This window comes from Helicobacter muridarum (genome assembly GCF_000765805.2).
Lineage (GTDB): Bacteria > Campylobacterota > Campylobacteria > Campylobacterales > Helicobacteraceae > Helicobacter_A > Helicobacter_A muridarum.
This window is the reverse complement of the sequence record NZ_JRPD02000004.1, coordinates 82,025-108,313: the sequence shown is the minus strand read 5'-3', so window position 1 is coordinate 108,313 and position 26,289 is coordinate 82,025. Positions and strand designations below refer to the sequence as shown.

24 protein-coding genes are annotated in these 26,289 nt (G+C 32.0%); 14 read left to right on the top strand and 10 right to left on the bottom strand.

All coding sequences use genetic code 11. The features are described 5' to 3' along the window. Positions 1-14: 14 nt before the first annotated feature. Both motB and tatB read left to right on the top strand, forming a co-directional pair. On the top strand, positions 15-773 hold the full coding sequence (gene motB / locus LS73_RS03180; RefSeq protein WP_034556886.1) for a flagellar motor protein MotB: 759 nt from the start codon (positions 15-17) through the stop codon (positions 771-773). Between the two features lie 36 nt (positions 774-809). Next, positions 810-1,256, top strand: a complete 447-nt coding sequence (gene tatB / locus LS73_RS03175; RefSeq protein WP_052089470.1) for a Sec-independent protein translocase protein TatB — start codon at positions 810-812, stop codon at positions 1,254-1,256. 217 nt (positions 1,257-1,473) lie between these two features. Here tatB and LS73_RS03170 read toward each other — a convergent pair whose 3' ends face one another. Then, on the bottom strand, positions 1,474-2,289 hold the full coding sequence (locus LS73_RS03170) for a 3'-5' exonuclease (RefSeq protein WP_034556884.1): 816 nt from the start codon (positions 2,287-2,289) through the stop codon (positions 1,474-1,476). Positions 2,290-2,545: 256 nt separating this feature from the next. Here LS73_RS03170 and LS73_RS03165 point away from each other — a divergent pair, with 256 nt between their 5' ends. From LS73_RS03165 to LS73_RS03145, 5 genes are all read left to right on the top strand, one after another. After that, positions 2,546-3,160, top strand: a complete 615-nt coding sequence (locus LS73_RS03165) for a hypothetical protein (protein ID WP_034556882.1) — start codon at positions 2,546-2,548, stop codon at positions 3,158-3,160. Between the two features lie 232 nt (positions 3,161-3,392). After that, complete coding sequence (gene yejB, locus LS73_RS03160; RefSeq protein ID WP_034556880.1) at positions 3,393-4,445, top strand: microcin C ABC transporter permease YejB; 1,053 nt, start codon at positions 3,393-3,395, stop codon at positions 4,443-4,445. 54 nt (positions 4,446-4,499) lie between these two features. Continuing rightward, positions 4,500-4,961 carry a YkgJ family cysteine cluster protein gene (locus LS73_RS03155; protein ID WP_324736852.1) on the top strand — a complete coding sequence of 154 codons (462 nt, stop codon included), beginning with the start codon at positions 4,500-4,502 and terminating at the stop codon, positions 4,959-4,961. A 21-nt stretch (positions 4,962-4,982) separates the two neighbouring features. Then, complete coding sequence (locus LS73_RS03150; protein ID WP_052089469.1) at positions 4,983-6,314, top strand: tetratricopeptide repeat protein; 1,332 nt, start codon at positions 4,983-4,985, stop codon at positions 6,312-6,314. A gap of 9 nt (positions 6,315-6,323) precedes the next feature. After that, entirely contained in the window at positions 6,324-7,529 is a 1,206-nt protein-coding gene (locus LS73_RS03145; protein WP_052089468.1) for a glycerate kinase, read from the top strand. Positions 7,530-7,818: 289 nt separating this feature from the next. Here the strand turns inward: LS73_RS03145 and LS73_RS03140 are convergent, their stop codons facing one another. After that, positions 7,819-9,324, bottom strand: a complete 1,506-nt coding sequence (locus LS73_RS03140) for a TrkA C-terminal domain-containing protein (RefSeq protein ID WP_034556879.1) — start codon at positions 9,322-9,324, stop codon at positions 7,819-7,821. Positions 9,325-9,516: 192 nt separating this feature from the next. On the opposite strand from LS73_RS03140, the gene LS73_RS03135 reads away from it, so the two are divergent. From LS73_RS03135 to LS73_RS03110, 6 genes are read left to right on the top strand one after another with little or no spacing between them, the layout of a single operon-like run. Then, the gene (locus LS73_RS03135; protein ID WP_052089467.1) at positions 9,517-11,274 is read left to right on the top strand and encodes an acetolactate synthase large subunit; all 1,758 of its coding nucleotides are present in this window, start codon (positions 9,517-9,519) and stop codon (positions 11,272-11,274) included. A gap of 21 nt (positions 11,275-11,295) precedes the next feature. Further along, the gene (gene ilvN, locus LS73_RS03130) at positions 11,296-11,760 is read left to right on the top strand and encodes an acetolactate synthase small subunit (RefSeq protein WP_034556877.1); all 465 of its coding nucleotides are present in this window, start codon (positions 11,296-11,298) and stop codon (positions 11,758-11,760) included. Positions 11,761-11,805: 45 nt separating this feature from the next. Further along, entirely contained in the window at positions 11,806-12,591 is a 786-nt protein-coding gene (locus LS73_RS03125; protein WP_034556875.1) for a transporter substrate-binding domain-containing protein, read from the top strand. Between the two features lie 40 nt (positions 12,592-12,631). Then, positions 12,632-13,324: an amino acid ABC transporter permease gene (locus LS73_RS03120; RefSeq protein ID WP_034556873.1), complete on the top strand. Its 693-nt coding sequence runs from the start codon at positions 12,632-12,634 to the stop codon at positions 13,322-13,324. A gap of 8 nt (positions 13,325-13,332) precedes the next feature. Beyond that, complete coding sequence (locus LS73_RS03115) at positions 13,333-14,076, top strand: amino acid ABC transporter ATP-binding protein (protein ID WP_034556870.1); 744 nt, start codon at positions 13,333-13,335, stop codon at positions 14,074-14,076. A 22-nt stretch (positions 14,077-14,098) separates the two neighbouring features. After that, positions 14,099-14,755, top strand: coding sequence for a trimeric intracellular cation channel family protein (locus LS73_RS03110; protein ID WP_034556868.1), 657 nt, complete (start codon positions 14,099-14,101; stop codon positions 14,753-14,755). Between the two features lie 97 nt (positions 14,756-14,852). On the opposite strand, the gene uppS is transcribed toward LS73_RS03110, so the two are convergent. The 6 genes from uppS to LS73_RS03080 all read right to left on the bottom strand — a co-directional run bounded on the left by uppS (position 14,853) and on the right by LS73_RS03080 (position 21,858). Next, entirely contained in the window at positions 14,853-15,521 is a 669-nt protein-coding gene (uppS, locus tag LS73_RS03105; protein ID WP_034556866.1) for a polyprenyl diphosphate synthase, read from the bottom strand. 29 nt (positions 15,522-15,550) lie between these two features. Next, complete coding sequence (coaBC, locus tag LS73_RS03100) at positions 15,551-16,924, bottom strand: bifunctional phosphopantothenoylcysteine decarboxylase/phosphopantothenate--cysteine ligase CoaBC (protein ID WP_104692091.1); 1,374 nt, start codon at positions 16,922-16,924, stop codon at positions 15,551-15,553. A gap of 445 nt (positions 16,925-17,369) precedes the next feature. Next, positions 17,370-18,842: a replicative DNA helicase gene (dnaB, locus tag LS73_RS03095; RefSeq protein WP_034556865.1), complete on the bottom strand. Its 1,473-nt coding sequence runs from the start codon at positions 18,840-18,842 to the stop codon at positions 17,370-17,372. Positions 18,843-18,999: 157 nt separating this feature from the next. After that, positions 19,000-19,770: a YceI family protein gene (locus LS73_RS03090; protein WP_233708875.1), complete on the bottom strand. Its 771-nt coding sequence runs from the start codon at positions 19,768-19,770 to the stop codon at positions 19,000-19,002. An 11-nt stretch (positions 19,771-19,781) separates the two neighbouring features. Continuing rightward, positions 19,782-20,330: a hypothetical protein gene (locus tag LS73_RS03085; RefSeq protein WP_034556864.1), complete on the bottom strand. Its 549-nt coding sequence runs from the start codon at positions 20,328-20,330 to the stop codon at positions 19,782-19,784. A gap of 133 nt (positions 20,331-20,463) precedes the next feature. Then, positions 20,464-21,858: an outer membrane family protein gene (locus LS73_RS03080; RefSeq protein ID WP_052089464.1), complete on the bottom strand. Its 1,395-nt coding sequence runs from the start codon at positions 21,856-21,858 to the stop codon at positions 20,464-20,466. Between the two features lie 177 nt (positions 21,859-22,035). Here LS73_RS03080 and glnA point away from each other — a divergent pair, with 177 nt between their 5' ends. After that, positions 22,036-23,475, top strand: a complete 1,440-nt coding sequence (gene glnA / locus LS73_RS03075; RefSeq protein WP_034556863.1) for a type I glutamate--ammonia ligase — start codon at positions 22,036-22,038, stop codon at positions 23,473-23,475. Positions 23,476-24,210: 735 nt separating this feature from the next. Here the strand turns inward: glnA and LS73_RS03070 are convergent. Then, positions 24,211-25,290: a CNNM domain-containing protein gene (locus LS73_RS03070; RefSeq protein ID WP_034556862.1), complete on the bottom strand. Its 1,080-nt coding sequence runs from the start codon at positions 25,288-25,290 to the stop codon at positions 24,211-24,213. A gap of 9 nt (positions 25,291-25,299) precedes the next feature. Continuing rightward, positions 25,300-26,259 carry a CNNM domain-containing protein gene (locus LS73_RS03065; protein ID WP_034557400.1) on the bottom strand — a complete coding sequence of 320 codons (960 nt, stop codon included), beginning with the start codon at positions 26,257-26,259 and terminating at the stop codon, positions 25,300-25,302. Positions 26,260-26,289: the final 30 nt, after the last annotated feature.

Genomic DNA, 26,289 nt, shown 5'->3' with positions numbered 1-26,289 from the left:
GATAAGGAGTGCCTATGTCTAAAAAATGCAAATGTGAGTGTCCAGCAGGAGAGAAATGGGCTGTGCCATATGCCGACTTTTTGTCCTTGCTTTTAGCTTTGTTTATTGCTCTTTATGCAATTTCTGCTGCAAATACATCCAAAGTTAAAGCTGTTACACAAGCTTTTATTACGATATTTGATGCTACTCCTATTCCTGAACGTACAATGCCAGTATTAATGATTCCACCAGATCCATCAGATGTAAAGAAGACCGAAAGCGAGAATCAAAACACATCAATAAATCAAAATGCTCCTACTACCACAGTAACTGTTAGCCAATTATCCAATTTAGTGCAAGATGGTGGGTTGTTGGAGCAAATTGAGCAGGGAACCACATTACGTTTGCCATCTGATATTCTCTTTGAGACTGGAACTTCTGAACTTTTGAATCAGGACAGGAGAACCGAGCTAGATTTACTCGCTACTACAATTAATAAGCTTCCCGCGGAAGTATATGTTGATATTCGTGGTTATACTGATAATTCAACTCCTGTGGGCTATATGAATAATTACGAGTTAGCTGCTGCTCGTTCATACAATGTTATGAAATATCTTATTAACAAAGGTGTTGATCCAAATAGGCTCTCTTACACTTCATATGGTCAATATCGCCCAATTGTTCCTAATGATAGTGATATTGGGCGACGTGCTAACAATAGAGTTGAAGTATTCTTTTTTACTGAAAGCGGTTCTGTTAATGAGGTTCAAGGTATATTAGATAGCATGCAATAAGAGTTTTTAAGTTAAAAACGTTTTAGGTAGGATCAAGTGCTTGGTTTTGGAATCGGAGAGATTATTTTAGTGCTTATCGTTGGTATTATTATTTTAGGTCCAGATAAGCTGCCCAATGCTATTGTGGAAGTTGTTAAAACTATTAGAGTTTTAAAAAAGACAATAAGTGATGCCAAAGAAACTCTAGATAGGGAAGTTAATCTTGCTGAAATTAAAAAGGAAGCACTTGAGTATAAAGAAAAACTTGAAAATGACTTTAATAAGATTCAAGATGACTTCCAAGTAGTCAAGGATGCTGAAAGGGGATTGCAAGATAATATACAATCTGTTCAAAATCTATTTGAGGACTATAAACCGAAAATAATTCAAGAAGAAAAATTAAGTGTAGATTTAAACAATTCTGAATCTTTTGCTAAAATTCAAGATGATGATATAGATAAACAAACTATTGGTTCTATAAAATCTAGTAAAGATGAAAGCTAGCATAGTTATAATTTTGAGCTAAATATTATATTTGGATTTTATAATTTTCTAGCGTAAAGATAGTCTATAATTAATCATAGTTTATTTTTTATTTAAAGAATAGTTAAGCGATAAATAAGTAGTTATCTATGCTTAAATATTACTTAATTATGTATTTATGTTTGATATATGGTATAGATAAGCTCATACATGTAAATTTACAAAGAAATTTTATTGTTTAGTGTTTTTTATTTATAGAATAAGATTGGTAGTGAATACTGCATTTAGAAAAATCAATTAATTCTTGTAATGTTTTGATATTAGATGGGAGATTTAGCATACATATATTGTAAAGTTGCATTGAACTAAAGGAGTCGGCTAGTGCTCTGTGACTTATTTTCATATTGATTCCAAGTGCTTTGTTGAGATAGGGTAGGGCATGCTTTCTTGAAGGTATTGTTTTTTTAGAAAGCTCTACTGTGCAAAGACGTGTATTAAAAAGAGGTGGGATTCCATGATGTATCATGGAATCTGAAAGGAAGTTATAATCAAATAAGACATTATGCGCCACAAATACACAATCGCCTAGAAAATCTCTGAATTTCTTAAGAGTTTCATTAATATTTGGCGCATTTTCTAGCATTTTTGCATCTATGCCTGTTAGCTCGATAATATCATTTGGCACGTAATTGCTATGTATCAGGCTGTCAAATATCTTATGAATCTTGCCATTTTGAACCATAATAGCACCTATTTCGATTATTTGTCCATATTCTATATTACTAGATGTAGTTTCAATGTCTACGAAACACAGTTTAGCTTCGTTTAATAAGATATCTTTGCTATTTAATCCAACGTATTCCATTTGATTATCACATTGGTTGGTATATCTTGTTATTGGAGCATTTAGTGCAATTAAAACTTCAAAGAAACATTCATTAGATAGTTCTGAATATTCTGGAAAATAATTTTGCATGATATGGCAAAATTCATCTATCTTCAAAGATTTATGTGCCAATGATTCTATATGAGCAATATAATCAAAAGTTTTCATATTTGTCTCCAAAAGATTCGCCTATAAACTAGAATTATACAATAGTAAATTTTCAAGATATAATGACTAAACAATAAAGATATATCTTCTCATATTGCTATATTGTTGTTTATTTGTTACTAAGTAATAGAATGTTTTGTATAAATATATAGTAATTTATTGCGATTGTGATATTTACAATATTACTAAATATGAATAGTTTGTTATAATTTAGGAGTTTGTATAAATTGCTCTATTGCATACACTAGGATTTATTATGAGAATAATTGAGCCAGAACATAGATTTGGAACATTGTTGTTGATAATAGTTGTTTTAGTATTTTTATATTTTAATTGGTATATATTGTCTGGTATAACAGCGTTGTTGGTATTTTTTTGGATATTTTCGTTTGGCTCTAAGATTATTGTTCCAACCAATCCTCAAGGTATAGTTGCCCCAATCAATGGTAGAGTTGTATGGCTTATGCAGGATAATGATTCTATAACTATAGAAATTAAGACTAGATGGAATGCTAGGATTTATGCACCCACGGATTTAAATGATGTTTCTATAACATATATCAAGGGATTTTATTTTATTGGCAATAGTAGAACTGCAAATGAGCTTGGGGCTAGAGATAGGCTTGAGGCTAATGTTTTATTAGATAATGATGATTGTAAACTTACCATCCATATGTTGCCTAGATTTTTTAGATTCTGTAGTTTGCGTTGTGATAGTGATAAATCTCTTTTCTTGGATAAAATTGGATTCTTAAATATAGGCAGAATTAGAGTAAAACTAACAGGTAGCAATTTACAAGCATTAGTTGGTAAGGGAGATAGCATTAAGGCTGGTCTGACTACTATAATTACAAAACAAAGAAAATCCTAGCTATTAAGCTATTAAACTTTATGGATAGTCCTTATTAAATTTGATATATATCTTTCATACTTAATAATCTGTAATTTTTATTCAAAGCGGTTAAATTTTATCTTTATAGTATATTAGATTTTGTTGATGCTATGATTGTCAATAGGCTTTAACATTAGATTGATATAGCATTACATAAATTAAGTTTTTGTTCCGTATTAGTGTCTTTATGCCAATTAAATGGAGGGCTATTATGTTAATATACATATCTAAGAGGTTTATGCTTATTATTCCAACCTTGTTTGGAATAATAGCACTTAATTTTTTTATTATTCAGTTAGCTCCTGGTGGTCCTGTTGAACAAATAAGCGCGAAGCTAACTAATTCAATAAATGGTGAAAGCAATATTGGAAGTGTAAAACTTAGCAGCTATCAAGGTTCAAGGGGATTAGATGCAGAATTTTTAGAACAGCTCAATAAGGAGTATGGATTTGATAAACCAATATTGGATCGATTTTTTTTTGTTTTAAAAAACTTCATTAAGTTTGATTTTGGGGTTAGCTTTTATCGGGAGACAAGAGTAATAGATATTATTATGGAAAAAATGCCAACTTCCTTATCACTTGGAATATTTAGCACCATTATTATTTATCTAATAAGCATTCCTCTTGGCATTGCTAAAGCATGTAGAGATGGTTCTAATTTTGATGCGATTACAAGTTCTATATTAGCTATAGGATATGCTATACCTTCTTTTCTTTTTGCTATTTTACTCATTGTTTTATTTTGCGGAGGTAGTTTTTGGGATATTTTACCTCTTAAGGGTTTGGTTAGCGAGAATTTTCATGAATTGTCTATAATGGGAAAAATTATGGATTATTTGTGGCATTTGATTCTGCCTCTAATATGTATATGTATAGGTGGATTTGCTAGCCTTACGCTATTAGTCAAAAACTCATTTTTAGATGAAATTGGAAAGACATATGTTACTTTAGCTATGGCAAAGGGTGCTAGTAATGCGGTAATACTATACAAGCATGTATTTCGTAACGCTTGTTTGCTGCTTATATCTTTGTTTCCAGCTACATTTGTTGGTATGTTTTTTAGCTCTAATCTACTTATAGAAATTATATTTAGCCTTGATGGATTGGGATTATTAGGTTATGATAGTATTATTTCGAGAGATTATCCAGTTATATTTGGGACACTTTTTATTTTTACACTTATTGGATTGGTGGTAAATATTATAAGTGATGTGTTATATATGATAGTAGATCCACGTATTACCTTTGATAAAACATATTAATAAAATTCAATTACAATGTTATATATACTACCTACAATTAATATAGGGAACATAATGAATGATAATCTAATAGGAGAGAATGAGGTTAGCTTGCTTAAGCTAGTCGCACAACCGCTTCTCATGAGGAAAGTGGGCTTTGATTTTAGCTTTGATCCTAGTAAATGCGCAGAGTGTGGTGGTAAATGTTGTTATGGCGAAAGTGGATATGTATTTTTGAAAATTGAAGAAATAGCTTTGATAGCAGAATTTCTTAATATTCCATTTGAAGATATGTGCCTAAGATATATTAGGAAAGTTGGTTATCGTTTTTCCCTAATAGAGAAAACATGCAACAATAAATATATGGGAGTAGGCTGTGTATTTTTTAATGAAGATTCAATGTGTTGCGACATTTATCCTGTTAGACCCAAGCAATGTCAAAGCTTTCCTTTTTGGGATAGTTATGCAGATAGCCATAAGAATAAAGATAAAAATAAAAAAGAGCTTATTGGTAGATGTATTGGTGTGATTACATAAGTCTGATAGTAGAGGGGTTAAATGCGGATTAGTATTTCTTTATCACTAATATATTCATTTTTAGTTAGCTTGGTTTTTAGCAGTCATGTTTTAGCTTATGAAACCGAATATCCAGATATTGACCAACATGATCTTTATATGATTGAAGCTGCTAATTTAACTATTGATGGCAAATATTTAGAGGCATATAGAATCTATGAAAATCTGTTTATAGAAACTAAAGATTTCTATTTTCTAAAACAAATGGTTTTATCACAAAGTGAAGCTGGAAACTTTGATATAGCGCTTAATCTAGCAATGCAATATCAAGCTCAAAGCCATGATATCGATGATGATGATATAAATGCTATTATTGCAGAATCGCATATGCGTAAGGGAGAATACCATCTAGCATCTATATTGTTAGAAAAAATTATACTCACAAATCCGAATATCCAATTCCACTATATATTGTCTAATATATATATACAAGAGAGGCAATTAGATAAAGCATTAGAGCATTTGTTAGTGATATATAATGATTCTATGAATGCCTCTAGTAAGTTAAAGAATGATGTATTATATCAAATTATAGCTATATATATTGATAAGCAAGATATTCAAAATGCTCTTAAATATCTAAGCGATTCTATAGTTAATAATGAATCTAACGAGAATCTTGAAAATTTCATAGGGCTTTATATTAAACTCAATGAATTTGATACTCTCAAGGATAGTTTAATTAAGCGATTCGAAAATTTTCAAAATATTCAAAATGCAACTTTATTTGTAAGATTACTAATGCAGCAAGAAAAGTATGAAGAATCCATAGTCTTTTTACAAGAAAATGAATCTGTGCTAGGACATGAGGCAAGAGAATTGCTAATGCAGGTATATTCAGCTGCAAATCGTTTTCAAGAGGCATTTGAGGTTGCAAGAAGCCTTTATGAAGACACAAAGATTAATAACTTCTTAAGACTAAGTGCTGTATATCAATACGAAGCATTGGGTTCAAGAGATAAAGAGGCATTAATGCCTGTGATAGAATCTCTCAAAAAAGCAATAGAGCATCGTAACAAAGATTTAGTAGATAGCAATTCAAAACCAAGTAAGGAAGATGCATTTTTTTATAATTTTTTAGGTTATTTATTAATTGACTATGATATTGATTTGGAATCTGGTATTCATTATGTATCTTTAGCCTTATCAATTGAGCCAGATTCTGTAGAATATTTAGATAGTCTTGCTTGGGGATTCTACAAAATTAAGGATTGCAAAAGAGCTCAAGAGACTTTTGATTTAATCACAGATACCCAAATAGATAGTTCAGAAGAATTACAAAAACATAGAGAATTTATATCTCAATGTCAATAGGCGGTATTTATGTTTAGTATCATAAACTCTAGCCAAGTCTCTCCATATAGGATATTAATTGCTCTTGATTCCTTCAAAGGCTCTATGACTTCTATTCAAGCATGCTTAGCATTGCAAAGAGGTCTACAGGATTCGTTTGATAGGGTCAATTATCCCCTTGTTTCCACTATTATGCCAATAAGTGATGGTGGCGATGGATTGCTTGAAGCTTTGTTAATGCAAGGTTTTGTAAATGATATAGAATCATATACATTACAAGATGTTAGCGTTTTTGGACCTTATGGGCAGAAAGTTAAAGCTAAATATCTTTTGCGTGAGAATGAAGCAATTCTAGAAATGGCTCAAAGCACTGGATTAACTCTTACTCCTATTGAGAATAGACGCACGTTTTATGCCTCAAGTTATGGATTAGGAGAGATGATTTTAGATGCTTATACAAAGGGAGCTAGAAAAATTATTTTGGGTGTAGGGGGTAGTGCTACAAATGATGGTGGTGCTGGTTGCTTGCAAGCATTAGGGATAAAATTTCATGATAAGAACGGAGCAGTTATAAAAGACCATATAAGCCCTAAGGATCTTCATAATATTTACTCTATATCTGGGAGTATAGATCTTTGTGATTTAGAAATTGAGATTATATGCGACGTAGAGAATTCTTTATTAGGAAAAAATGGTGCAACTTATGTTTATGGTAAACAAAAAGGAATACTTGATGGTGATTTGGAAATATTAGAATCAAATCTAAGTTATTTTGCAGATATAGTAGAAGCACATACGGGCAAAATCTTACGCACTATCAATAAGAGCGGAGCTGGAGGTGGAGTTGTATTTGGATTATCTTCATTTTGTTGTGTTCGGATTCTAAATGGAGCATATAGAATACTGGATTTGATTAAAGCAGATGAGAAGATACGCAATGTAGATATAGTTATCACAGGTGAGGGCTGTCTTGATAGGCAAAGTAGCTTTGGTAAAGCCCCAATTGGTATAGCTAGTAGAGCATTTGCTCTAGGTAAGCATACTATTGGTGTAGCAGGTTTGCTTGGGGAGGGATATTTAGACCTACGTGAATACCATATTGATTGCATGTTTTCAATCATTAATGCTCCTATGCCGTTGCAAGAAGCAATACAAAGGGGAGAGGAGCTTTTATATGAGTTTGGAGTTCAACTAGGCTTTATGCTTGTGCTTCAAGCTACAAAGCTTCAAGAATAATATAGAGAATCTAGAGGCATATAGCTTATTGGCTTTTGAACTTATGTTATTAAATAAGTTAAATTTGCTATTTTTAAGCTTTAATTGGACAAATTCATTTTTTAATTTACATATGTTGTTATTGCATTTTATATCTAAAATATGATAGAGCCACATTTATATTTGTAACAAAAACCAATAGCTTAGGCATAAGAATCTAACTTTCTTTAAATAGCTAATTATAAATAAATGTTAGCCCTACATTGTTGTCTAATTCTTTAGTATTAGCCATTTAGTGTTTATTTGTATGTTATTCAGCAATTGGAATAAAGATTTGTGGATTCATATCCACCATGAAGCTTAGTGATTCAAATTGCACTTTCGTAAAGGCTAAGATTCTGCTCTTAGTAATGCTTGCTCGAAATGGCACAAATTGCAAAACAGGCTCTTTTAGATTCTGTAAATACAAAATAGGATTATGAGAATTTGTTCGTTCTATAAAAAATTTACGTTCAAATATGCGCGATATGTTACTAAAATGCTCTGTTACTTCATTGCTAAAGTGATTATCTGGTTCAAAATCATATATTTTTACATTAAGCTGTAGTTGTTTGCTTATATCAAATATAACAGTAGATATATTATAGTCCTTATAGCTATCGCTAGTTATTACAATTAGGCTTTCTGATACTGCTGGAGGGTAGCATAGCTTATTGTTATTGTTTTGAAGTTTGCTTTTTTCTATGTTTGGATTATAATCTTTTGCGCTTATGGCACTTTTTGCTGTTTTGAATACTGGTATTTTACTCTGCCATAGGACTTTACGATAGTTTCTTTTGGAGAAAAGCTCATTGCCTACTACGATTAATCCAATCTTCTTACCAAATTTATTGCGAACTGTTTGAATAAAGTCTTGACTATTGTAATCTACTATGATAGAAATATCATTTTGGCTTAAACTATCAATTTCTCTTATAGTTTTGAAGTTTGTAGGATGTAGAATCTTTATTGTTAGATGTATGCTTTTTAAATGTCTATGCAAATAAATAGCTTCTCTACAATCAAAAAGCATTTGGTCTTTACTTTGCAGTGACATATCTAAAAATAGATACATCTCCATACCAAATGGCAATGGGAATTGTCCCATTTCGGATTTGATTCTTTGATAGATTGTATGCATGACATTTGGGTTACCCGCTACCAATAGAGTATCCCCGGGCATTATTATTGACTGCGAAGTGGCTAACATAAAATTTTGTCGCCTATAAATTCCAATAATCCTCCAATTAATTTGTTGAATGGTATTTACTTGTCTATGAGCAAACACGCTACCACTAGGAACGCCAATCTCCATAACCTCTCCTTGCTCTAAACCAAAGCCACGTGGAACAACAGGGACATTTGGCAATCGAGATAAGAGTTTTAAAGACATTGCCTCTGTTTGTGAAATACAAATAAGATTGGAATCTTTATTCATTAACTCTTGGTATTTCTTATTCGAATCATAAATGCTTTTTATGATTCGAATTTTTTTATAATTGCTGCGTAAATATTCATATATTACATGGGCTTCATTTGGGTCTTTTAGCACAATGAAAGCATCGCTTATATCTTTATTTGCTAGTAGGTTATTTAATCGGAAGCTAGATGTGTAATCACAGTGGTAAAATTCAAAACTACTTGGAATTTCTTTGGGAAGGAAAATTGAATCTTGATATATCACTATGTATAGGTTATTACTGTAATATGACTTTAATACATCTCTTAGGAATTGAAGAGCGATTTCACCATCAACTATAAGTAAGATATGCTTCACAAAATCCCTTTCACTCGGTTTGTATGACTATCAAAAAGTCTATATTTTAACACATAGCCTAGAATAAAACAACAAATTGGTAAAAAAATCTATTCTGAATAAAATTTGTATATAATAATAGGATTAAGGTATTAAGATTTCTTTATTCTATAATAGAATATCTCTTTTAAGTTTTTTTGTTAAGGATTCAACATGCAGCAAGACAATAAGTTTGATTCTATAGAAAACAATATTAACGGTTCTAAGATGCTTATAGAAGCATTACACTTAGAAGGAGTAAAAGTTATTTTTGGTTATCCAGGTGGTGCTGTGCTAAATATTTATGATGAAATTTATAAGCAGAAATATTTTCGACATATTCTTACTCGGCATGAGCAAGGGGCTGTTCATGCCGCCGATGGCTATGCCAGAGCTAGCGGCAAAGTAGGGGTAGCCATTATTACTTCTGGACCAGGATTTACTAACGCGGTAACAGGAATTGCAACTGCATTTACTGATTCTATACCTTTAGTTATTATAAGTGGGCAGGTTCCACTTTCTCAAATTGGAACTGATTCTTTCCAAGAGATTGATGCTGTTGGTATTTCTAGACCATGCACTAAACATAATTATTTAGTAAAAGACATCACAGAGCTTCCTAGGATATTGAAAGAGGCTTTTTACATTGCAAGGAGCGGTAGACCAGGACCTGTGCTTGTGGATATTCCAAAAGACATTAGTGCCCAAGTTGCGCCATTTAATTACCCGAATAGTATTGCTCTAGCAAGTTATAAGCCAACAATAAAGGGTAATACAAGACAAATCAAAAAGTTAGCTTTGGCTATTTTAGAATCAAAAAATCCGCTCATATATATTGGTGGTGGAGCAGTTATATCTAATAGTTATCAAGAGATAAAAAGGCTTCTGGAGATAACCAAGATTCCAAGTGTTGAAACATTAATGGCTAGGGGAGTAGCTCAAAATAGCCCCCATTTCTTAGGCATGCTAGGTATGCATGGTTCTTATGCTGCAAATATGGCTACAAGTGAGTGTGATTTGCTAATTTGTCTTGGAGCTCGCTTTGATGATAGAGTTACAGGCAAGGTTAGCGAATTTGCAAAGTTCGCTAAGATAGCACATATTGATATTGATCCAAGCTCTATTGGTAAAATTATTAATGTCAATTATCCAATCGTAGGAGATTTGAAATTTATATTAAAAGAATTAATTAAAGAGCTTCAAGATAAAGATATAAAGCCTGATATTCTTAAAGAGAGGGTAGCATGGTGGAATAAACTTAAAAAATGGAGTGACACGCATCCACTACGATTTAATGATTCGCCTGATGATAAAAATGTAGCCTTAAAACCGCAGTGGGTAATACAAGAGGTAGGTAGAATTTTGGGAGATAGGGCTATTGTAACTGCTGATGTTGGACAACATCAAATGTGGGTAGCGCAGTTTTATCCCTTTAGTGCTAAGAGGCAATTTATTACAAGTGGCGGACTTGGAACTATGGGTTTTGCTTTGCCTGCAACTATGGGTGTCTTTATGGCTTTAGAAGAGATGAAAGAAGAGGGTATTACAGATAAGATTGCTATTAGCTTTAGCGGTGATGGTGGCGTATTGATGAATATTCAGGAAATGATGACTTTTGTAGAATCGGGTATTAAGACGGTTAATATTGTCCTTAATAATGCTTATTTGGGGATGGTAAAGCAATGGCAGGATTTTTTCTATGAAAAGAGATTGTCTCATGTAAACTTAAATCAACCAAATTTTGTGCTATTGGCACAGAGTTTTGGAGCATTGGGTTTAGAGGCTAGCAATAAAGAGGAATTTAAAGATGCATTTCAAACTGCATTGCAGAGCGACAAGCCAAGTCTGATTAATGTATGGATAGATAGGGAAGAGATAGTTTTGCCTATGGTGCCTGGAGGGAATCCCCTATATAAGATGATATTAGAATAATATAAGGAATAAGGGAGCATAATGCAAAAAAAAATTATATGTATAACTGTTATCAATGAACATAGTGTCTTAGCTAGAATTTCAGGTCTTTTTGCTGGTAGGGGTTACAATATTGATAGTCTAACTGTTGCGCCTTTACCTGATAATAATCTATCTAGGATTACAGTCTCTACGCGTGGTGATGAGAGGGTTTTAGAGCAAATTATTAAACAACTTCATAAACTTATACCTGTGTTAAATGTTGTAGAGAGTGAGGATATCGTAACTCAGGAGATAGCTTTAATAAAGTTTGAAAATAACGAAAAGATTGGTGCTATTAGTGCATTAATTAATTCTTCTGGCGGTAAGATTGTTAGCTGGGGTGAGAAATATATAGTGTATAGCGTAAGCGGAGATACACAAAAGATTGCAGATTTGATTCGATGTATAGGTATATTTATGCCCAAGGAGATTATTCGCAGTGGTGCTGTATCCATTGAGAAATAATAAGACATAATGCTATACAATCTACATAATTATTAGGGGTTTAATGTGGGAATAAATCAAATATATAAATTGTGTTCCATTTTATTTGCGGCTATTGTAATGCTAGGTGGGAATGTTTTTTCCAAAGACAATCAATTGCTTATTGTTGCTGGTAGTGAGAACGCTTATAAGCCATTTGCTTATTTAGATTCTAAAAACAATCCACTAGGATTTGATAATGAGGTTTTACAAGTCGTTGTATCTTATATTCCAGAATCAAAGTTACAAATTGTATCTGTTCCATGGAATGTTATATTTACAGGATTAGATTCTGGTAAGTTTGATGTTGTAGCAAATCAGATTACTAAGAATGATGAAAGAGAAAAAAAATATATTTTTTCAAATAAGCCATATTTCTATGGAGTTAGTGGATTAATAATTGGAAATAATTCTAATATAACACATATAAAAGATTTGAAAAATGTCAAAGTTGGAGTAACAGTTGGTTCTAATCATGCCATTAACATCGAGAAATATGTGAAAGAGAATCCAAAACAAAATATATCCATAATATATTATAAAACTTCTCCAGCTATAATAGCAGATTTGGCAAATGGCAGAATTCAAGCCATGATAAATGACCCTGCTAGTGCAGTTGATTATGCTAAATCTCAAGGCGTATATATAAAAGTTACAGATTTTGTATTTGAGAAGATTCCAATATATTTTATATTTAGAAAGGATTCTATTGAGCTTTCAAAAACTATTGATCAGGCATTAGAAAGAGCTATACAAGATGGAAAAATATCAGAAATTTCAATAAAATACTTCGGTGTTGACCAAACAAAATAAAAAGAATTAAACATATGAAGATGTTATTAGTAGGTGTTATATGTTTGATTTAGCATATTTTTTTTCAACCTTTAGCTTGCTTGTTCCTAGTTTACCAATAACTTTATTGATTACTGTTGTTTCATTTTTTGCTGGTTCAGTTATTGGCTTATTCATGGCTTTGGCAAGGATTTATAGAATTTTTATTGTAAATAATATTGTTATTGTATATGTATCATTTTTTCGTGCCACTCCTCTATTAGTCCAGCTACTAATGTTTTATTATGGGATTCCGATTTTTCTTAGAGATTTTGATATACAAATAGACATTAGTAGCATAGATGCTATTTATTATGCTTTAATTGTATTTTCTCTATATGCTAGTGCTTATTTATGCGAGATTTTTCGCTCTGCGATATTAGCTATTGATAAGGGGCAGCTAGAGGCTGCATATTCCATTGGTATGAGTGAGTGTCAAGTATTACGTCGTATTATTTTACCCCAAGCAATTATGATAACGTTGCCAAATCTATTAAATTTTTTTATATTGCAGCTTAAAAATACATCTCTTTGTTCTGTTATTACTGTTCCAGAATTAATGGGCATAGCAGATATAGAATCAGGTAGAAGCTCTAAGTTTTTAGAAGTATATTGCATGGCAGCCTTGTTGTATTGGGGTATGTGTGTGGTTCTAGAGACATTATTTTTCCGTTTGGAAAAGATTGCAGAGAGATATAAAAAGAGCTATTTATAGGATATTTTATGCTAAAGGTAGAGAATCTGATTAAGAGTTTTGGTAATACAAAAGTGCTAAAAGATGTTAGCTTACAAGTAAATATGGGTGATATTGTTGCTATCATTGGTCCAAGTGGTTCTGGAAAAAGCACGTTTTTGCGTTGTATCAATGCTCTTGAGTTTGCTCAAAGTGGTCTAGTAAAGATAGATTCTGTTGCATTTAATTTTGAGAGTTATACAAAGAAAGATATTTTGGCATTGAGAAAAAAAAGTGCTATGGTTTTTCAACATTATAATCTTTTTGTAAATAAAAATGCTATTGAGAATGTTATGGAGGGCTTAATTATTGTGCAGAATATGTCTAAAACGCAGGCAATGGATATAGCAATGTCGAAATTGAATCAAGTTGGCTTAGGGGACAAGGCTAATTTTTATCCATATCAGCTAAGTGGTGGGCAACAACAACGAGTGGCGATAGCTAGAGCTTTGGCAATTAACCCATCTATTATTTTATTTGATGAGCCAACTAGCGCGCTTGATCCTGAACTAGTGGAAGAAGTTTTGAATGTAATTCTAAATATCAAACACACTACTATGCTTGTGGTAACTCATGAATTACATTTTGCTAAGGCAATAGCTACAAAGATAGTATTTATAGCAAATGGAGTTATTTTAGAAGAAAATACCCCAGAAATATTTTTTTTATATCCTAAGCATGAGAGGACAAAGGCATTTTTGGAAAAAATGTCTGCTAGGCAGAGATTTATATAGTTTGGATTTATGGAGGTGATATATGGTATTACAAGTCCTCTATATTATTGCTATTGTTTCAGAAGCCATTACAGGTGCTTTGAGTGCTGGCAAATATCGCATGGATTTATTTGGAGTTTTGCTTATTTCGCTTGTAACTGCTATTGGCGGAGGCACACTTAGAGACATTGTGCTAGATATGCATCCTATGACATGGGTGCAACATCCCGAATATGTCATCATGCTTTGTTTTTTCAGTATGCTAACTGTTATGATTCCATATTTTTTTGCTAGATTTGATAGACTTTTTCTACTTTTAGATGCGCTAGGTCTTATTTCTTTTAGTATTATTGGTGTTAATAAGGCATTAGAACACGATTTTGGTTTTGTTGTTTGTGTCATATCTGGGGTTATTACAGGCGTTTCAGGTGGGATATTGCGCGATATCTTATGTAATAAGATACCTTTGGTTTTTCAAAAGGAGCTTTATGCTAGTGTGTCCATTGTTGCATGTATACTCTACTATGTCTTATGTGTTTATACAAATATTCCTAATATATTCTCTGTTCTTATTACTTTGGTTTTTGGATTTGGATTTCGAGTAGTTGCAATTCATTATAAACTTAGCTTACCTGTATTTATTTTTGATGAATCAAAAAGCAATGATTCTATCTCTAAAGATAAAAAAGATTCTAAATAAATTACAAAATACATTGATTTTTATTGTTGCTAATGACATAAGGAGCAGGTGTTGCAAAATAAAATCTAGAATAAATTAGCCTTATAATCTTTTTGGCTTATTTACCAAAAGTTCTTTCCCTTTTTTTAAAGTCGTTAATGATTTTTTTACATTCTCTTTTTGTAAAACCGGGAAATAGAGTATCGCTAAAAAATATTTCAGCATATGCGCATTGCCAAAGCAAGAAATTTGAAATTCTTTTCGCATTGCCAACCCTTAATAATAAATCTACATCTTGCGGTAAATCTAAATTATCTTGAATATTTTTTTCATTGATTGGTAATCCCTTATCAATTACTCTAAGTACAGAGCGCACAATTTCGTCTTTTGCTCCATAAGATATTGCCACATTTACACATAATTTAGTGCAATCTTTAGTTATGTTTTGAGCATTTTGTATCTTTTTTTTCAATTTGTCGTCAATTGCTTCTAAATTGCCTATTGCGCGAAATCTTACTTGATTTTTTATAAATCTATCTAAGCTATTGTCTAAATATTTTTCTAGTAAATCAAATAGATATTCAATCTCCTCTTTAGGTCTCTGCCAATTTTCTGTGCTAAAAGCAAATAACGTGAGATTTGTTATTCCTTCTTCAATGCAAACTTCTATAATTTTTTGCACGGTCTTTGCTCCATGCAAGTAGCCAATTTTTTCTAGGATTCCATTTTTTCTAGCCCATCGTCTATTTCCGTCCATAACAACCGCAAGATGTTGTAATTTACTCATTATTTTCCTTTAATCAAATATTGCAAACATTATTGCAACACGATATGCTCAATGTATAGGGCTAGTGCCATACTTACCGTTAATTTGGTTCCAGATACCTGATATTCTTTATATATTGTGGAATCTAAGTTGCATTCGGCATATTTAGTTTCTAGTCTCACATCATTAATACCAAGCCTTGATAATATATTGTTGCTCTCTTTATTGTTAAATTCTCTATCTAGGGATTTTGATGATATATTATACAAGGATATATCTTTTTTATGAATGATACATAGTGTATTATCTTGGCTACCAAATGCCTTATTGTCATCTGAAATAATATTTAAACATACTAGTTTGCAATCTTTGGAATCTAAAACTGATATGGCACTATTTTTAGCATTTTGGCTATCGCATTCAGCCTTAAAGGCTATCTTTATGACATTTTTTGCTTGTATATTTTGCAAAATATCAATGTTTTTATATAGGTTTAAACTCATAGTATCACCCAGATCTGCCTTTTTTAGCTTTCCATTTCTATGTTTGGGGATATAGTCGCTAATTGCTGCAGCCATAAATAAATATATTTTTTGCTTATTGTGCTGTTTTGTGTGTTTTTCCAATGCTTCTAAATAATCTTTTGAGCTATATACATTAATAATATTTATATCGATAGGTAATCGCAAGGGTATTTGAGAGCTAATAAGTGTTACCTTAGCACCTAAAAAATACATTGCTAGAGCTAGATTGCAAGCTTGTAAACCGCTTGATTTATTACTTATGCATCGCACAGAATCAATATCCTCATTACTTCCGCCTCCAGTAACAATTACTAATTGATTACGCCAAAAATCCCTTGTATAAAGAGCTTTTTTTGTTGCAAAAACAATGTCCTCAATATCTATCATCGCCCCATTGCCTATTTCTTGACATGCGAGATTCCCATGCTGTGATGGCATTATAGTATATCCGTCTTGTTTTAGTGATTGTATGTTTCTTTGTGTAATTGGATTTTCTAGCATACGAGTATTTGCACTTGGAATAATTAGTTTTGGGACATTTATAGCATTTGGAAGAGCTAGTGCTGTAGATAGATATATATTGTCTGCTATGCCTTGTGCTAGCTTATTGATACTATTTGCTGTAATTGGGGCAAATATTGCTATATCTGCCCATTTTGCATATTTTATATGATTTGGAGTATTTGAATCTTCTATATTCCATCCTTCACTATCTTCTACTAATAGGGTTGTTCTACTAAGCGTTTCAATGCTTAATCTTGTAACAAATTTTAGAGCACTAGGACTTGCCACAACGCGCACATTAGCCCCTTCTTTTATAAACATACGAATGAGCAACAAACTCTTATATACAGCAATAGAACCGCTAAGAAAAATTAGAATATTCTTTCCTTTTAGCATATATACTCCTTTGGCTTTTATATATAGTTTTAGATTGAATGGCTGTGTTATGCGCTTTTACTTTGATTTATCTTATATCGTATTTTTAGTTAAAGCGTGAGTGCTACTAGTAATTTTATCTAATTTTTATCCAAGACTATTTTAGGTAATAGGATGTTTTTATCTCAATTCATATTATCTTAAACAAATTGATAAACAATCACTCTTACATCATCTATACAGTTGGAACTAGTTTTGCTTTATGCTAGGCAAGACTTTAAAGTCTTCTTGTTTTGTTATTCTATGACTTTGCAAAAAGTTATAGATTTTTTAGTGCTTTATTGAGCATTAAGAAATCTATAATTTCTTAATTATATTTGTAAGACCTCTATCTAAATTATTAATATTGATTTATAAAGCAATATATGTAATTTATATTATCTATGTTCCGATGTTGCTACATATATTATATTTTTGGTAATCCGCTTGTATCTGTATTTAACTCTGTATCATCTAGATATAATGTAGTGACATTTTGGATTGCCATACTTGTCATTTCGCTTTCCTCCATATCTTCAAATAATGTGTATTTCTTATGATAAAGTGCCTTGACAGAATCACCTGCCGCTCCATTTCTATTCTTGGCTACAATTATATCTACTTCCTCTGTTTCAGGCGCGATAAATACCTCTGGAATATCTATTTCTTCTCCTTGTTGCTTCTTCTTAATGGCTATTTTTTTCATATTTCTAGACTCTCTCTCCTTATAGTAGGCATCTCTATATAAAAAGAGGATAATATCTGCATCTTGTTCAATAGATCCACTATCTCGTAAATCTGACATGATTGGTCGCTTATCTTCTCTGCTTTCAACAGATCTATTTAGCTGTGATAGTGCTATGATTGGGACATTTAATTCACGCGCTAAAAGTTTTAATCCTCTTGAAATCTCGCTAATAATGCTGTATCTATCGCTATTTTCTTTGTTATTTTGTCCCATTAGCTGTAAGTAGTCAATCATTACAATACCTACACTAGAATCCCTTGCAAACAATTTGCGCAGTTTTGTTCTTAGAGAAGCTAATGTAAGTCCAGAGCTATCATCAATATAGAGATTATTTTTTTGACATAATTCTTGTGATATGAGTGAAAGCTTACTCCATTCATCGTCATTTAGTGAGCCTGAACGCATGCTTTGTAATGGAATCCTACCTCGTGATGATAGCATTCTTAACATTAGCTGTTCAGCCGGCATCTCTAGGCTAAATATGGCTACACCCTTGCCACTGCTAATAATCTTTAATGCCATACTAAGAATTAGGGCTGTTTTTCCCATTCCTGGTCTAGCACCAATTATAATTAGTTCTCCATCATTAAATCCAGTTGTAAGGCTATTTAGCTCTGCAAATCCTGTGTCAATTCCTTTAATTGCGCCTTGAAGATTCTTTACGTTTTCTAAAATAGACATCGTTGATTCTATTATCTCTATACTAGAGCGAAAATCATTTGAGGTATTGTCCATGCTTAGAGCATAGATTCTTCTTTGTGTTTCTTCAAGTATATCATTAGCCTTTGAGCCAGGTTTAAGGCTTGTGTCTCTAATGAAGCTTGCAAGTGCAAATAGCGATCTATTTATTGAAGCATTTTTTATTTGCTCAACATAAGAATCTATATTTGCAATAGGAGATTCTGCAATGACTATGCTTATATCATCAAGTGTTATATTTGACATTTCTTTTTGCATTTCTATGCAGACAATCTCTGGTGTAAAAGGCATATTTATCTTTTGTAAAGATTCGAATGCTTTGAACATGCAAATATGTAATGGCATTATAAAATCTTTATGCGATATGCTCTCATATATTTCATCAAATTTGTCTTTATCAAAGAAGATGGCAGATAGGACAATCTTTTCTATTTTAGTAATAACTTCTTCCATTGTTTACTCCAGCAAAGATTATTGAATGATTTGTACGGGCAGATTAATATTTAGATTAGCTAGGATAGAAACTTATCTAATGAATTTATATAAGCATTTTTGAGTGATTCTATTTGTGATTGATTACTAATTATGTTGATAATCGCAATAACAAGAATTACTGTGAGGCTTCTAGGATAATTTTTATCCATACAATATCACCTAACCATTCTTTAGGAGTGTTGCTAGCGATATTGAAATCAAAACGATTTATTTTACCAAATAATTCTATACCTAACACATTGTCTCCATAACTAGCATAGCAACCGCAATCGGAATTAGCAGCATCCTCTAGCATTGGATTCACTAGTGTGTTATTGGTGCTATCTATGGTTTTACTATATAGTTTTTGTTTAATATATGAATTATTTTTGCTTGATTGCAATTGCATATTGCTAGTAAAGTCTTTGTCTAAAATGGGATTTTTTAGGACATCTTGTGGTTTATTCTTTTGTTTATATAGGCTTGGGTTGCGGATTGGTCCAATAATGCTAGCCTTGAATGATACTTCTTTTGTAATATTGTTAATTGTAAGCTTAGCTAGCAACACATTATCATTGAATGAAATAGATTCTAAAAAAGCCTTACTGTGAGAAAAAAAATTTGAATCTTGTAAGTCAGAATCTCTCCCCGGATTGAATGTATTAATGCTGTTGATTGCTGCTTGTCCTTGTAATTTTTTTATTACACCATTTTCAAAAAATAGTCTTCCATCGAAATCCTCAAAGATTCCAATACTATCTGCAACGCTTAAATGTTTAACTCCAAAGCTAACGCTAGAATGAGCCTTATCAATAAAATATTCATTATTCTTGTAATCTTGTGCACCAAATGCTATTTGAAGTGGCATGGATAAAATCAATATATATTGATATATTCTCCTAATCATAATATTAAATCCTATGAAATATTTTTAAAAAGAGTATTTAGGGCTATTAAAACATTGCTCTCTATAAATGGTATAATTTCTTTTTCAGATAATTCAGATTTGCTACCAAAGTCTGCAATAGTAGTAGATTTTAGGTGTAAGTTCGCATTTTGCGTTCCTGTGATTGTAGTAAGACCACCTTGCTCTGTTGGGATTAGCATAATAGCCGTTATATCTAGGCTAAATGAATTATCGTGTTTATCTTGTATGAATCCTGCTTCAGCTTGCATAGACTGCGTTGATTGAATCTTAATTCTCATATTTGCATTGCTTTGATCTGATTTCTTAAAGCAGCTTTTTGTGAGAGCTTTTTTTGCAGTTTTCTCAACTAGCTCATTCATATCGCCCTCGACTTCAAAAGTAGCACTCGCATATGTTTTATAGCTTTCACATTTGACTGTTTCTTGCTCTATCTCTTCGGTTTTGGACGCACAACCATTTGATATAATTAGTAAAGAAGCTAAACCTAATGAGCCTAGAGTTTTTAATCCAATTTTATGTAATTTTAATAGTTTTTTCATAATTTTTCTTAATCCTTATATACCTTGCTTTATAGGTGATTTGAAGCTTAGATTCTACAACAACTTTGTGCACTTATTGGTAAAGATTATAGCCATGCAAATAATTAAATTACTAATGATTTTATTTAAGTTGCTAAAAGCTATATGTAATACGACTTATAAGATAGCTTCTATCAAATGTCGCTCTGCTTATATTTGCTCTCATACTATCATCTAGTATTAATAATTCATTCTTTATTATTGTTGTATAGTAGTTCAATATCAAGCTTAAACTCAAATTCTTAGTGATTCCTAAATCACAAAATAAGCTTAGAGAATATTCATCATTGCTAGGAGAGTATGTATATCGAGCGTTAATGCCAATATCTGCTTGTTGCAAAAATGTTGCTATATTTTCATATCTAGCTCTAGTAAATAGCAAAGCACTAAATGCATCTGGTGCTACAGAGGCATTTAGGGATGCTCCTTCTGTATAAATACTATTATCCCAAATATCAATGCCTATTGGATTTCCAAATAATGCCATGCGGGCATTTGCGTTGCCAATATTCTTATAGAATGCAATGGCTGCTAGATATTTCTCAAAAAACTCTACATCTTGACGTAGCAATATGCTTGCATTAAAGCCCTTTGGTTCAAGAATATTAACAAAGAATCCCCTTTCTTTTGCTAGCTTTTGATGAACTGGAAAAATTGCAGTTAATTTTGTTGTAGTGTAAATATTATCAGAATCACCAAATCCAACTTCTATATTGAATCCGGGAGATATAAATTCATTGATTCCGTAATATATATAAATCATAGCTTTGAGTTCTTCATAGTTATAACCAAACTCAGCATTAAGTAAGCCGTTTGTGAAATATGTCCTACTAAAGTCGTTTAACCAGCCTTGTCCAACAAGAGCATATGTGCTAGAGCCAAATATCTTAAGATGGTATTTATTTGCAAATTTATAAATTACAGATATCCCCTCTGCATAGCTATCATACCAATCATCATCTTCTTGCAAGAATCTACCAACCTTAATCTTAAAAATAGAGTTATCATATCCAATATAGGCGTTATGAATTAAGTAATTATGTGTATTAATATTTGTAGCTTCTCTATTCGCCAAATATCCAGGATATGACCCAACATAGTTAAAGCCTAGACCTTCTGCATTATTATTATTCTTAGTAGAATCATAAGCCAACCCCGCACCAACCCCACCAAGCACAAAGCTAAAATTTCCGTAGTTATAACCAATGCTAAGCATGCCTAAGAAGTATCCATAGCCATTATTGGGAACTCGTTGGTTTAGAGAAAAAGCAGTTTTGTTAAAAATCTCTGCTTCTGCTTCAATAAAGAGTCCATTATTATCTTGGTTTGACTTTACAGAATTAATTGGCATTTGGTTTTCAATAATAGGATTTTGTGCAGGAACTAATTTTATTTCCATGTCCTGTGTCTTAGCATTAGCTTGTCCAAGCAGATAGCAACTAAGTATCGGGTAATATATATATGTAAATAATAAAATCTTTGGTTTCATAAATTTTTCCTCTGAAGACATTAATGATAATGTTGCATAAAGTTAAAAATGCAATTCGATTTAGGTATTGTATAAAATTATAATACAATTTGTATTCAAGAAATATTATTTTTTTGCTGATTTTTTGTTTAAATATGTTAAACTTGCAGTATTTAAATTTTTATCAAGGAGTTCAATATGGTTGAAGCAAGCACCAAGCAAGCACAAATCAAAGAGTTTTTTGAGTTTTGTAATGCCAATGAAGTGGAATTTGTAGATTTCAGATTTACAGATATTAAGGGGACTTGGCATCATATTGGTTTTTCTATGGTGGCTGTTGATGAAAGTAGTTTTGATGGTATTCCATTTGATGGCTCAAGCATTGAGGCTTGGCAATCTGTGAATAAGTCTGATATGATTCTAATTCCTGATCCTATTAGGTATTTCATTGATCCTTTTACAGCTGATACTACTGTTGTTGTATTTTGCGATGTTTGGGATATTTATAAAAATCAACCGTATGAGAAATGTCCAAGAAGCATTGTAAAAAGAGCTATGCAATATTTAATAGATACTGGTATTGGCGACATAGTTTATTATGGTCCAGAAAATGAATTCTTTATTTTTGATAGCATCAAGATGCAAGATTCCATAAATTGCCAATATTATGAGGTAGATACAGAAGAGGGTGAATGGAATCGAAATAAGAACTTTGAAGCTGGTAGCAATATAGGACATCGTCCCGGTACAAAAGGTGGATACTTCCCTGTTGCTCCTGTGGATTCCTTGGTTGATATTCGTGCTGAAATGGTAAAGGTGTTAAATCAAGTTGGTCTAGAAACATTTGTAGTTCATCATGAGGTTGCACAAGGGCAGTGTGAGATTGGTGTAAGATTTGGCAATATGATAGAAGCTGCTGATAATGTGCAGAAACTTAAATATGTAATTAAGATGGTAGCCCATTTGAATGGTAAAACGGCTACATTTATGCCAAAGCCCCTATATGGAGATAATGGGAGCGGCATGCATGTGCATATTAGCATTTGGAAAAAAGGAAAAAATTGCTTTGCAGGTGATAGTTATCAGGGATTGAGCGATACGGCTTTGCATTTCTTGGGTGGTGTTTTAAAGCATGCAAGGAGTGTTGCAGCATTTACAAATTCCAGCACAAATTCTTATAAGAGATTAATACCCGGGTTTGAAGCTCCAAGTATTCTTACATACTCTGCACAAAATCGCAGCGCAAGTGTTAGAATCCCATATAATCAAGGGGAAAAAGCAAAACGTATGGAGTTTAGATTTCCAGATAGTTCTAGCAATCCATATTTAGCATTTGCTAGTCTGTTTATGGCTGGACTTGATGGCATTCATAATAAAATTGATCCTGGCAAACCAATGGATATTAACCTATTCGAGCTAAGTCTAGATGAAATTCGAGCAAAGGGCATTAAGCAACTTCCTCATACGCTAAGGAGTGCTATAGAAGAAATGTTAGTTGATAAGGATTATTTAAAGCAAGGTGGAGTTTTCACAGAGGAATTTTTACAGGTATATAAGGCATACAAGTTTGAGACAGAAATTTGGCCATGGGAAGCTAGACCGCATCCATTTGAGTTTATATCAACATATAGCTGCTAATTGTTTTAAGATTGTTCTTATGGTTTATATCTTTAATGGTTTTGATTGTATTTAGATTTAAATCTATTGGACTTAAGATGTTGAATTCAGACTAAACTTTAAAAAGATAGCATAGATGTTTTTACTGTTTGTAACATTGGACACTTAAGCTTTTTATTATTTTTTTGCTTTTATTATTTAATCTTAATGCAAGAATTTTTTTACAAGGCTTATGATTAATATTCAATTTGTCATTTCTTGCTAGTATTGCTCTGTTGACTTAAAACATAATTATCACTTAGTAGCTAGTATAAATTTTGTAGTATTCTTATGATTTCATTATCTACTTTTTATCATATTTAGTAATAATAGAGAATTATTTTCATTAATTATTTGGGACATATTTCTGGTAGCCATATTATGCCCAAAGTGATATGGGCACTTATTAGTCTTTCTTTTATCTTATTTAAGATAGGCAATATAATCACAATATATTATTTTTCAAGCCTTAATTATACCTTGATTATAAAGAAAAGCAATATTGACAATATCGTATTTATTTATAAAATTATCTTATCTTTCTAATAGTTATGGTAGGCATTATTTTATATATGAGTATTTTTATGAATATACATGAGTTATTTAATATTTTTGCTCTTTTTTATTATTTGCAATAGCAAGCTAACTGTGTTTTCAATGTAGAGCAATATATTGCATAGTTATTTTGTTAAACTAAGAATCAAATTAAAGCTAATGTCAATTCCCCAACTTATCACTATTTTTTTTCTTATGATGCATTTTTTTCATATATTTTAACTTCATTGAATGAAGTTTTTCTTTTGCTAGCTTTTGCATATCGCTAGCCTCATCAAACTCATCAATAATTTCCACACCTAAAAGTGTCTCTATAGCGTCTTCTAGTGTTACAATGCCAACTAGTTGCCCATAATTATCTTGCACGATAAAAATTTTTTCATTTTTACTAATAAAAAGTTTTAGCAAATTTATTACAGGTAGATTTAGCTGGACTGCATAAATTGGTTGTATAAATTCACAAATTTGTTTGTTTGTGTTTGTTCTGATTCCTTCCTCCAAAATATCGGGCGCATAAATAACTCCAATAATATTATCTATGATTTCATCATATAGCGGTACATAGGAATAACTATATATTCTCTCAAAATTCAATGCTTCTTCTATGCTCAAGTCTTGCTTTAGTGCAAATACAACATTGCGAGGTGTCAATATGTCGATTGTTTGCTTATTTTTTAGTGTGAATAGATTCTCGATAATGCTTTGCTCTTTTTTAGTTATTGAGCCTCCTTCCTCTCCAATCTTGCTAGCAGCTAGAATCTCATCTCTGCTTACGGAATTTCCTTCTTTATCTGGTTTGACAAAATGAGTAATAAATTTTGCCACTACAACAAAGGGGTAAGTAACTTTTAGTAGATAGTGCACAGTAATTGTTACCATAGGTGCAAAATTCTTCCAATAGGTTGCTCCAAGTGTTTTTGGGAATATTTCACAAGCATAAATTAGCACAATTGTAAGTAATGCTGCTCCAAAGCTTTGCCATTCTACCCCAAAGATATGTGCTATTTGTATTCCAACTCCAGTTGAGGTAGCAGTAACACCAAAGGTATTAAGCACTAATATGGCACCCTCGGCATCGTCTACATTTTCCTTTAAATATCGCAAATATCCTCCAATCTTTGGATTTTTCTTCTCATAGCTAGTAACATATGATGGTGTAATAGATAGGAAGGTAGCTTCTAGTATGGAGCAAATAAAACATATTATAATAGCAGTTGTGCAATATATAATGAGTAATGTCATTTTTTTCTCCTAGTCTTTTATTTCTACATTTAAAATGGCATCGATAACATCATCTAAACTTACTATACCAACTATATTATTTCTATCATCTAACACAACAAATAAATGTTCTTTTTTGTTGATGAATAAATCTAGCAAGTCAAGTAGCCCTAAATTTTCTTGCACCTTTGTTATATTTCTTGCTATTGATTTTAGTGCTTTTTTCTTCTTGCCTTTTAGGTGGGATTGTAAAATATCTTTACGATATACCATAGAGCAGATATTACTCGGTATGTTATTGTAGATGGGTATTCTAGAGTATTTTTCCTCTTTTAATGCCTTTATAGAATCTTTAATGCTCATTTCTTCATCAAGTGCGAAGATATTTGATTTTTTAGTCATGATGTCTTTTGTGCTAAGGGATTTTTGAGCTATTAAATGCTCTAAAATATCACCCTCTAGCTCATTTATGCTGCCACTTTTCTCACCTAGTTCCATTATTGCTAACACCTCATCACGACTCATTTGATTTGTTTTATTATCCTTAAATATTCTAGTAATAATGCGCGATATATATACTAATGGGAAGACAATCCAATAAAATATGAATATAATATAGCTAGCAGGTAGGACTAGTTGTTTCCAATAAGTTGCTCCAATTGTTTTTGGTAGAATTTCTGATATATACAAAATGCTAAGCGTCATTCCAATTGCTATTGCACCCTGCCATGTTTCGCCAAATATTTCTGTTGCCTCTGCCCCTACACCAGCTGCTCCAACTGTATTAGCAAAAAGATTTATAATGAGTATTGCACCTAACGCGCTATCTAAATTTACTTTTAGGAATAATAGAATTTTGCCACTCTTTGGGCGTGTTTTAAGATAGCTTTCTATAAATGTTGGGGTGATGGAGTATAGCACCGCCTCTAGTATGGAACATATAAAAGATATAATAATTGCAATAAGAAAATAAATAATAAGCAATCCCATAAGCTTTACCTACCTTTAATTATTAAGGCT

Excerpts from the sequence above, each read along its gene's own strand:
- motB (WP_034556886.1), top strand. The coding sequence starts at position 15 with ATGTCTAAAAAATGCAAATGTGAGTGTCCAGCAGGAGAGAAATGGGCT.
- LS73_RS03170 (WP_034556884.1), bottom strand. The coding sequence starts at position 2,289 with ATGAAAACTTTTGATTATATTGCTCATATAGAATCATTGGCACATAAA.
- LS73_RS03165 (WP_034556882.1), top strand. The coding sequence starts at position 2,546 with ATGAGAATAATTGAGCCAGAACATAGATTTGGAACATTGTTGTTGATA.
- yejB (WP_034556880.1), top strand. The coding sequence starts at position 3,393 with ATGTTAATATACATATCTAAGAGGTTTATGCTTATTATTCCAACCTTG.
- LS73_RS03155 (WP_324736852.1), top strand. The coding sequence starts at position 4,500 with ATGAATGATAATCTAATAGGAGAGAATGAGGTTAGCTTGCTTAAGCTA.
- LS73_RS03150 (WP_052089469.1), top strand. The coding sequence starts at position 4,983 with ATGCGGATTAGTATTTCTTTATCACTAATATATTCATTTTTAGTTAGC.
- LS73_RS03145 (WP_052089468.1), top strand. The coding sequence starts at position 6,324 with ATGTTTAGTATCATAAACTCTAGCCAAGTCTCTCCATATAGGATATTA.
- LS73_RS03135 (WP_052089467.1), top strand. The coding sequence starts at position 9,517 with ATGCAGCAAGACAATAAGTTTGATTCTATAGAAAACAATATTAACGGT.
- ilvN (WP_034556877.1), top strand. The coding sequence starts at position 11,296 with ATGCAAAAAAAAATTATATGTATAACTGTTATCAATGAACATAGTGTC.
- LS73_RS03120 (WP_034556873.1), top strand. The coding sequence starts at position 12,632 with ATGTTTGATTTAGCATATTTTTTTTCAACCTTTAGCTTGCTTGTTCCT.
- LS73_RS03115 (WP_034556870.1), top strand. The coding sequence starts at position 13,333 with ATGCTAAAGGTAGAGAATCTGATTAAGAGTTTTGGTAATACAAAAGTG.
- LS73_RS03110 (WP_034556868.1), top strand. The coding sequence starts at position 14,099 with ATGGTATTACAAGTCCTCTATATTATTGCTATTGTTTCAGAAGCCATT.
- uppS (WP_034556866.1), bottom strand. The coding sequence starts at position 15,521 with ATGAGTAAATTACAACATCTTGCGGTTGTTATGGACGGAAATAGACGA.
- coaBC (WP_104692091.1), bottom strand. The coding sequence starts at position 16,924 with ATGCTAAAAGGAAAGAATATTCTAATTTTTCTTAGCGGTTCTATTGCT.
- dnaB (WP_034556865.1), bottom strand. The coding sequence starts at position 18,842 with ATGGAAGAAGTTATTACTAAAATAGAAAAGATTGTCCTATCTGCCATC.
- LS73_RS03090 (WP_233708875.1), bottom strand. The coding sequence starts at position 19,770 with ATGATTAGGAGAATATATCAATATATATTGATTTTATCCATGCCACTT.
- LS73_RS03085 (WP_034556864.1), bottom strand. The coding sequence starts at position 20,330 with ATGAAAAAACTATTAAAATTACATAAAATTGGATTAAAAACTCTAGGC.
- LS73_RS03080 (WP_052089464.1), bottom strand. The coding sequence starts at position 21,858 with ATGAAACCAAAGATTTTATTATTTACATATATATATTACCCGATACTT.
- glnA (WP_034556863.1), top strand. The coding sequence starts at position 22,036 with ATGGTTGAAGCAAGCACCAAGCAAGCACAAATCAAAGAGTTTTTTGAG.
- LS73_RS03070 (WP_034556862.1), bottom strand. The coding sequence starts at position 25,290 with ATGACATTACTCATTATATATTGCACAACTGCTATTATAATATGTTTT.
- LS73_RS03065 (WP_034557400.1), bottom strand. The coding sequence starts at position 26,259 with ATGGGATTGCTTATTATTTATTTTCTTATTGCAATTATTATATCTTTT.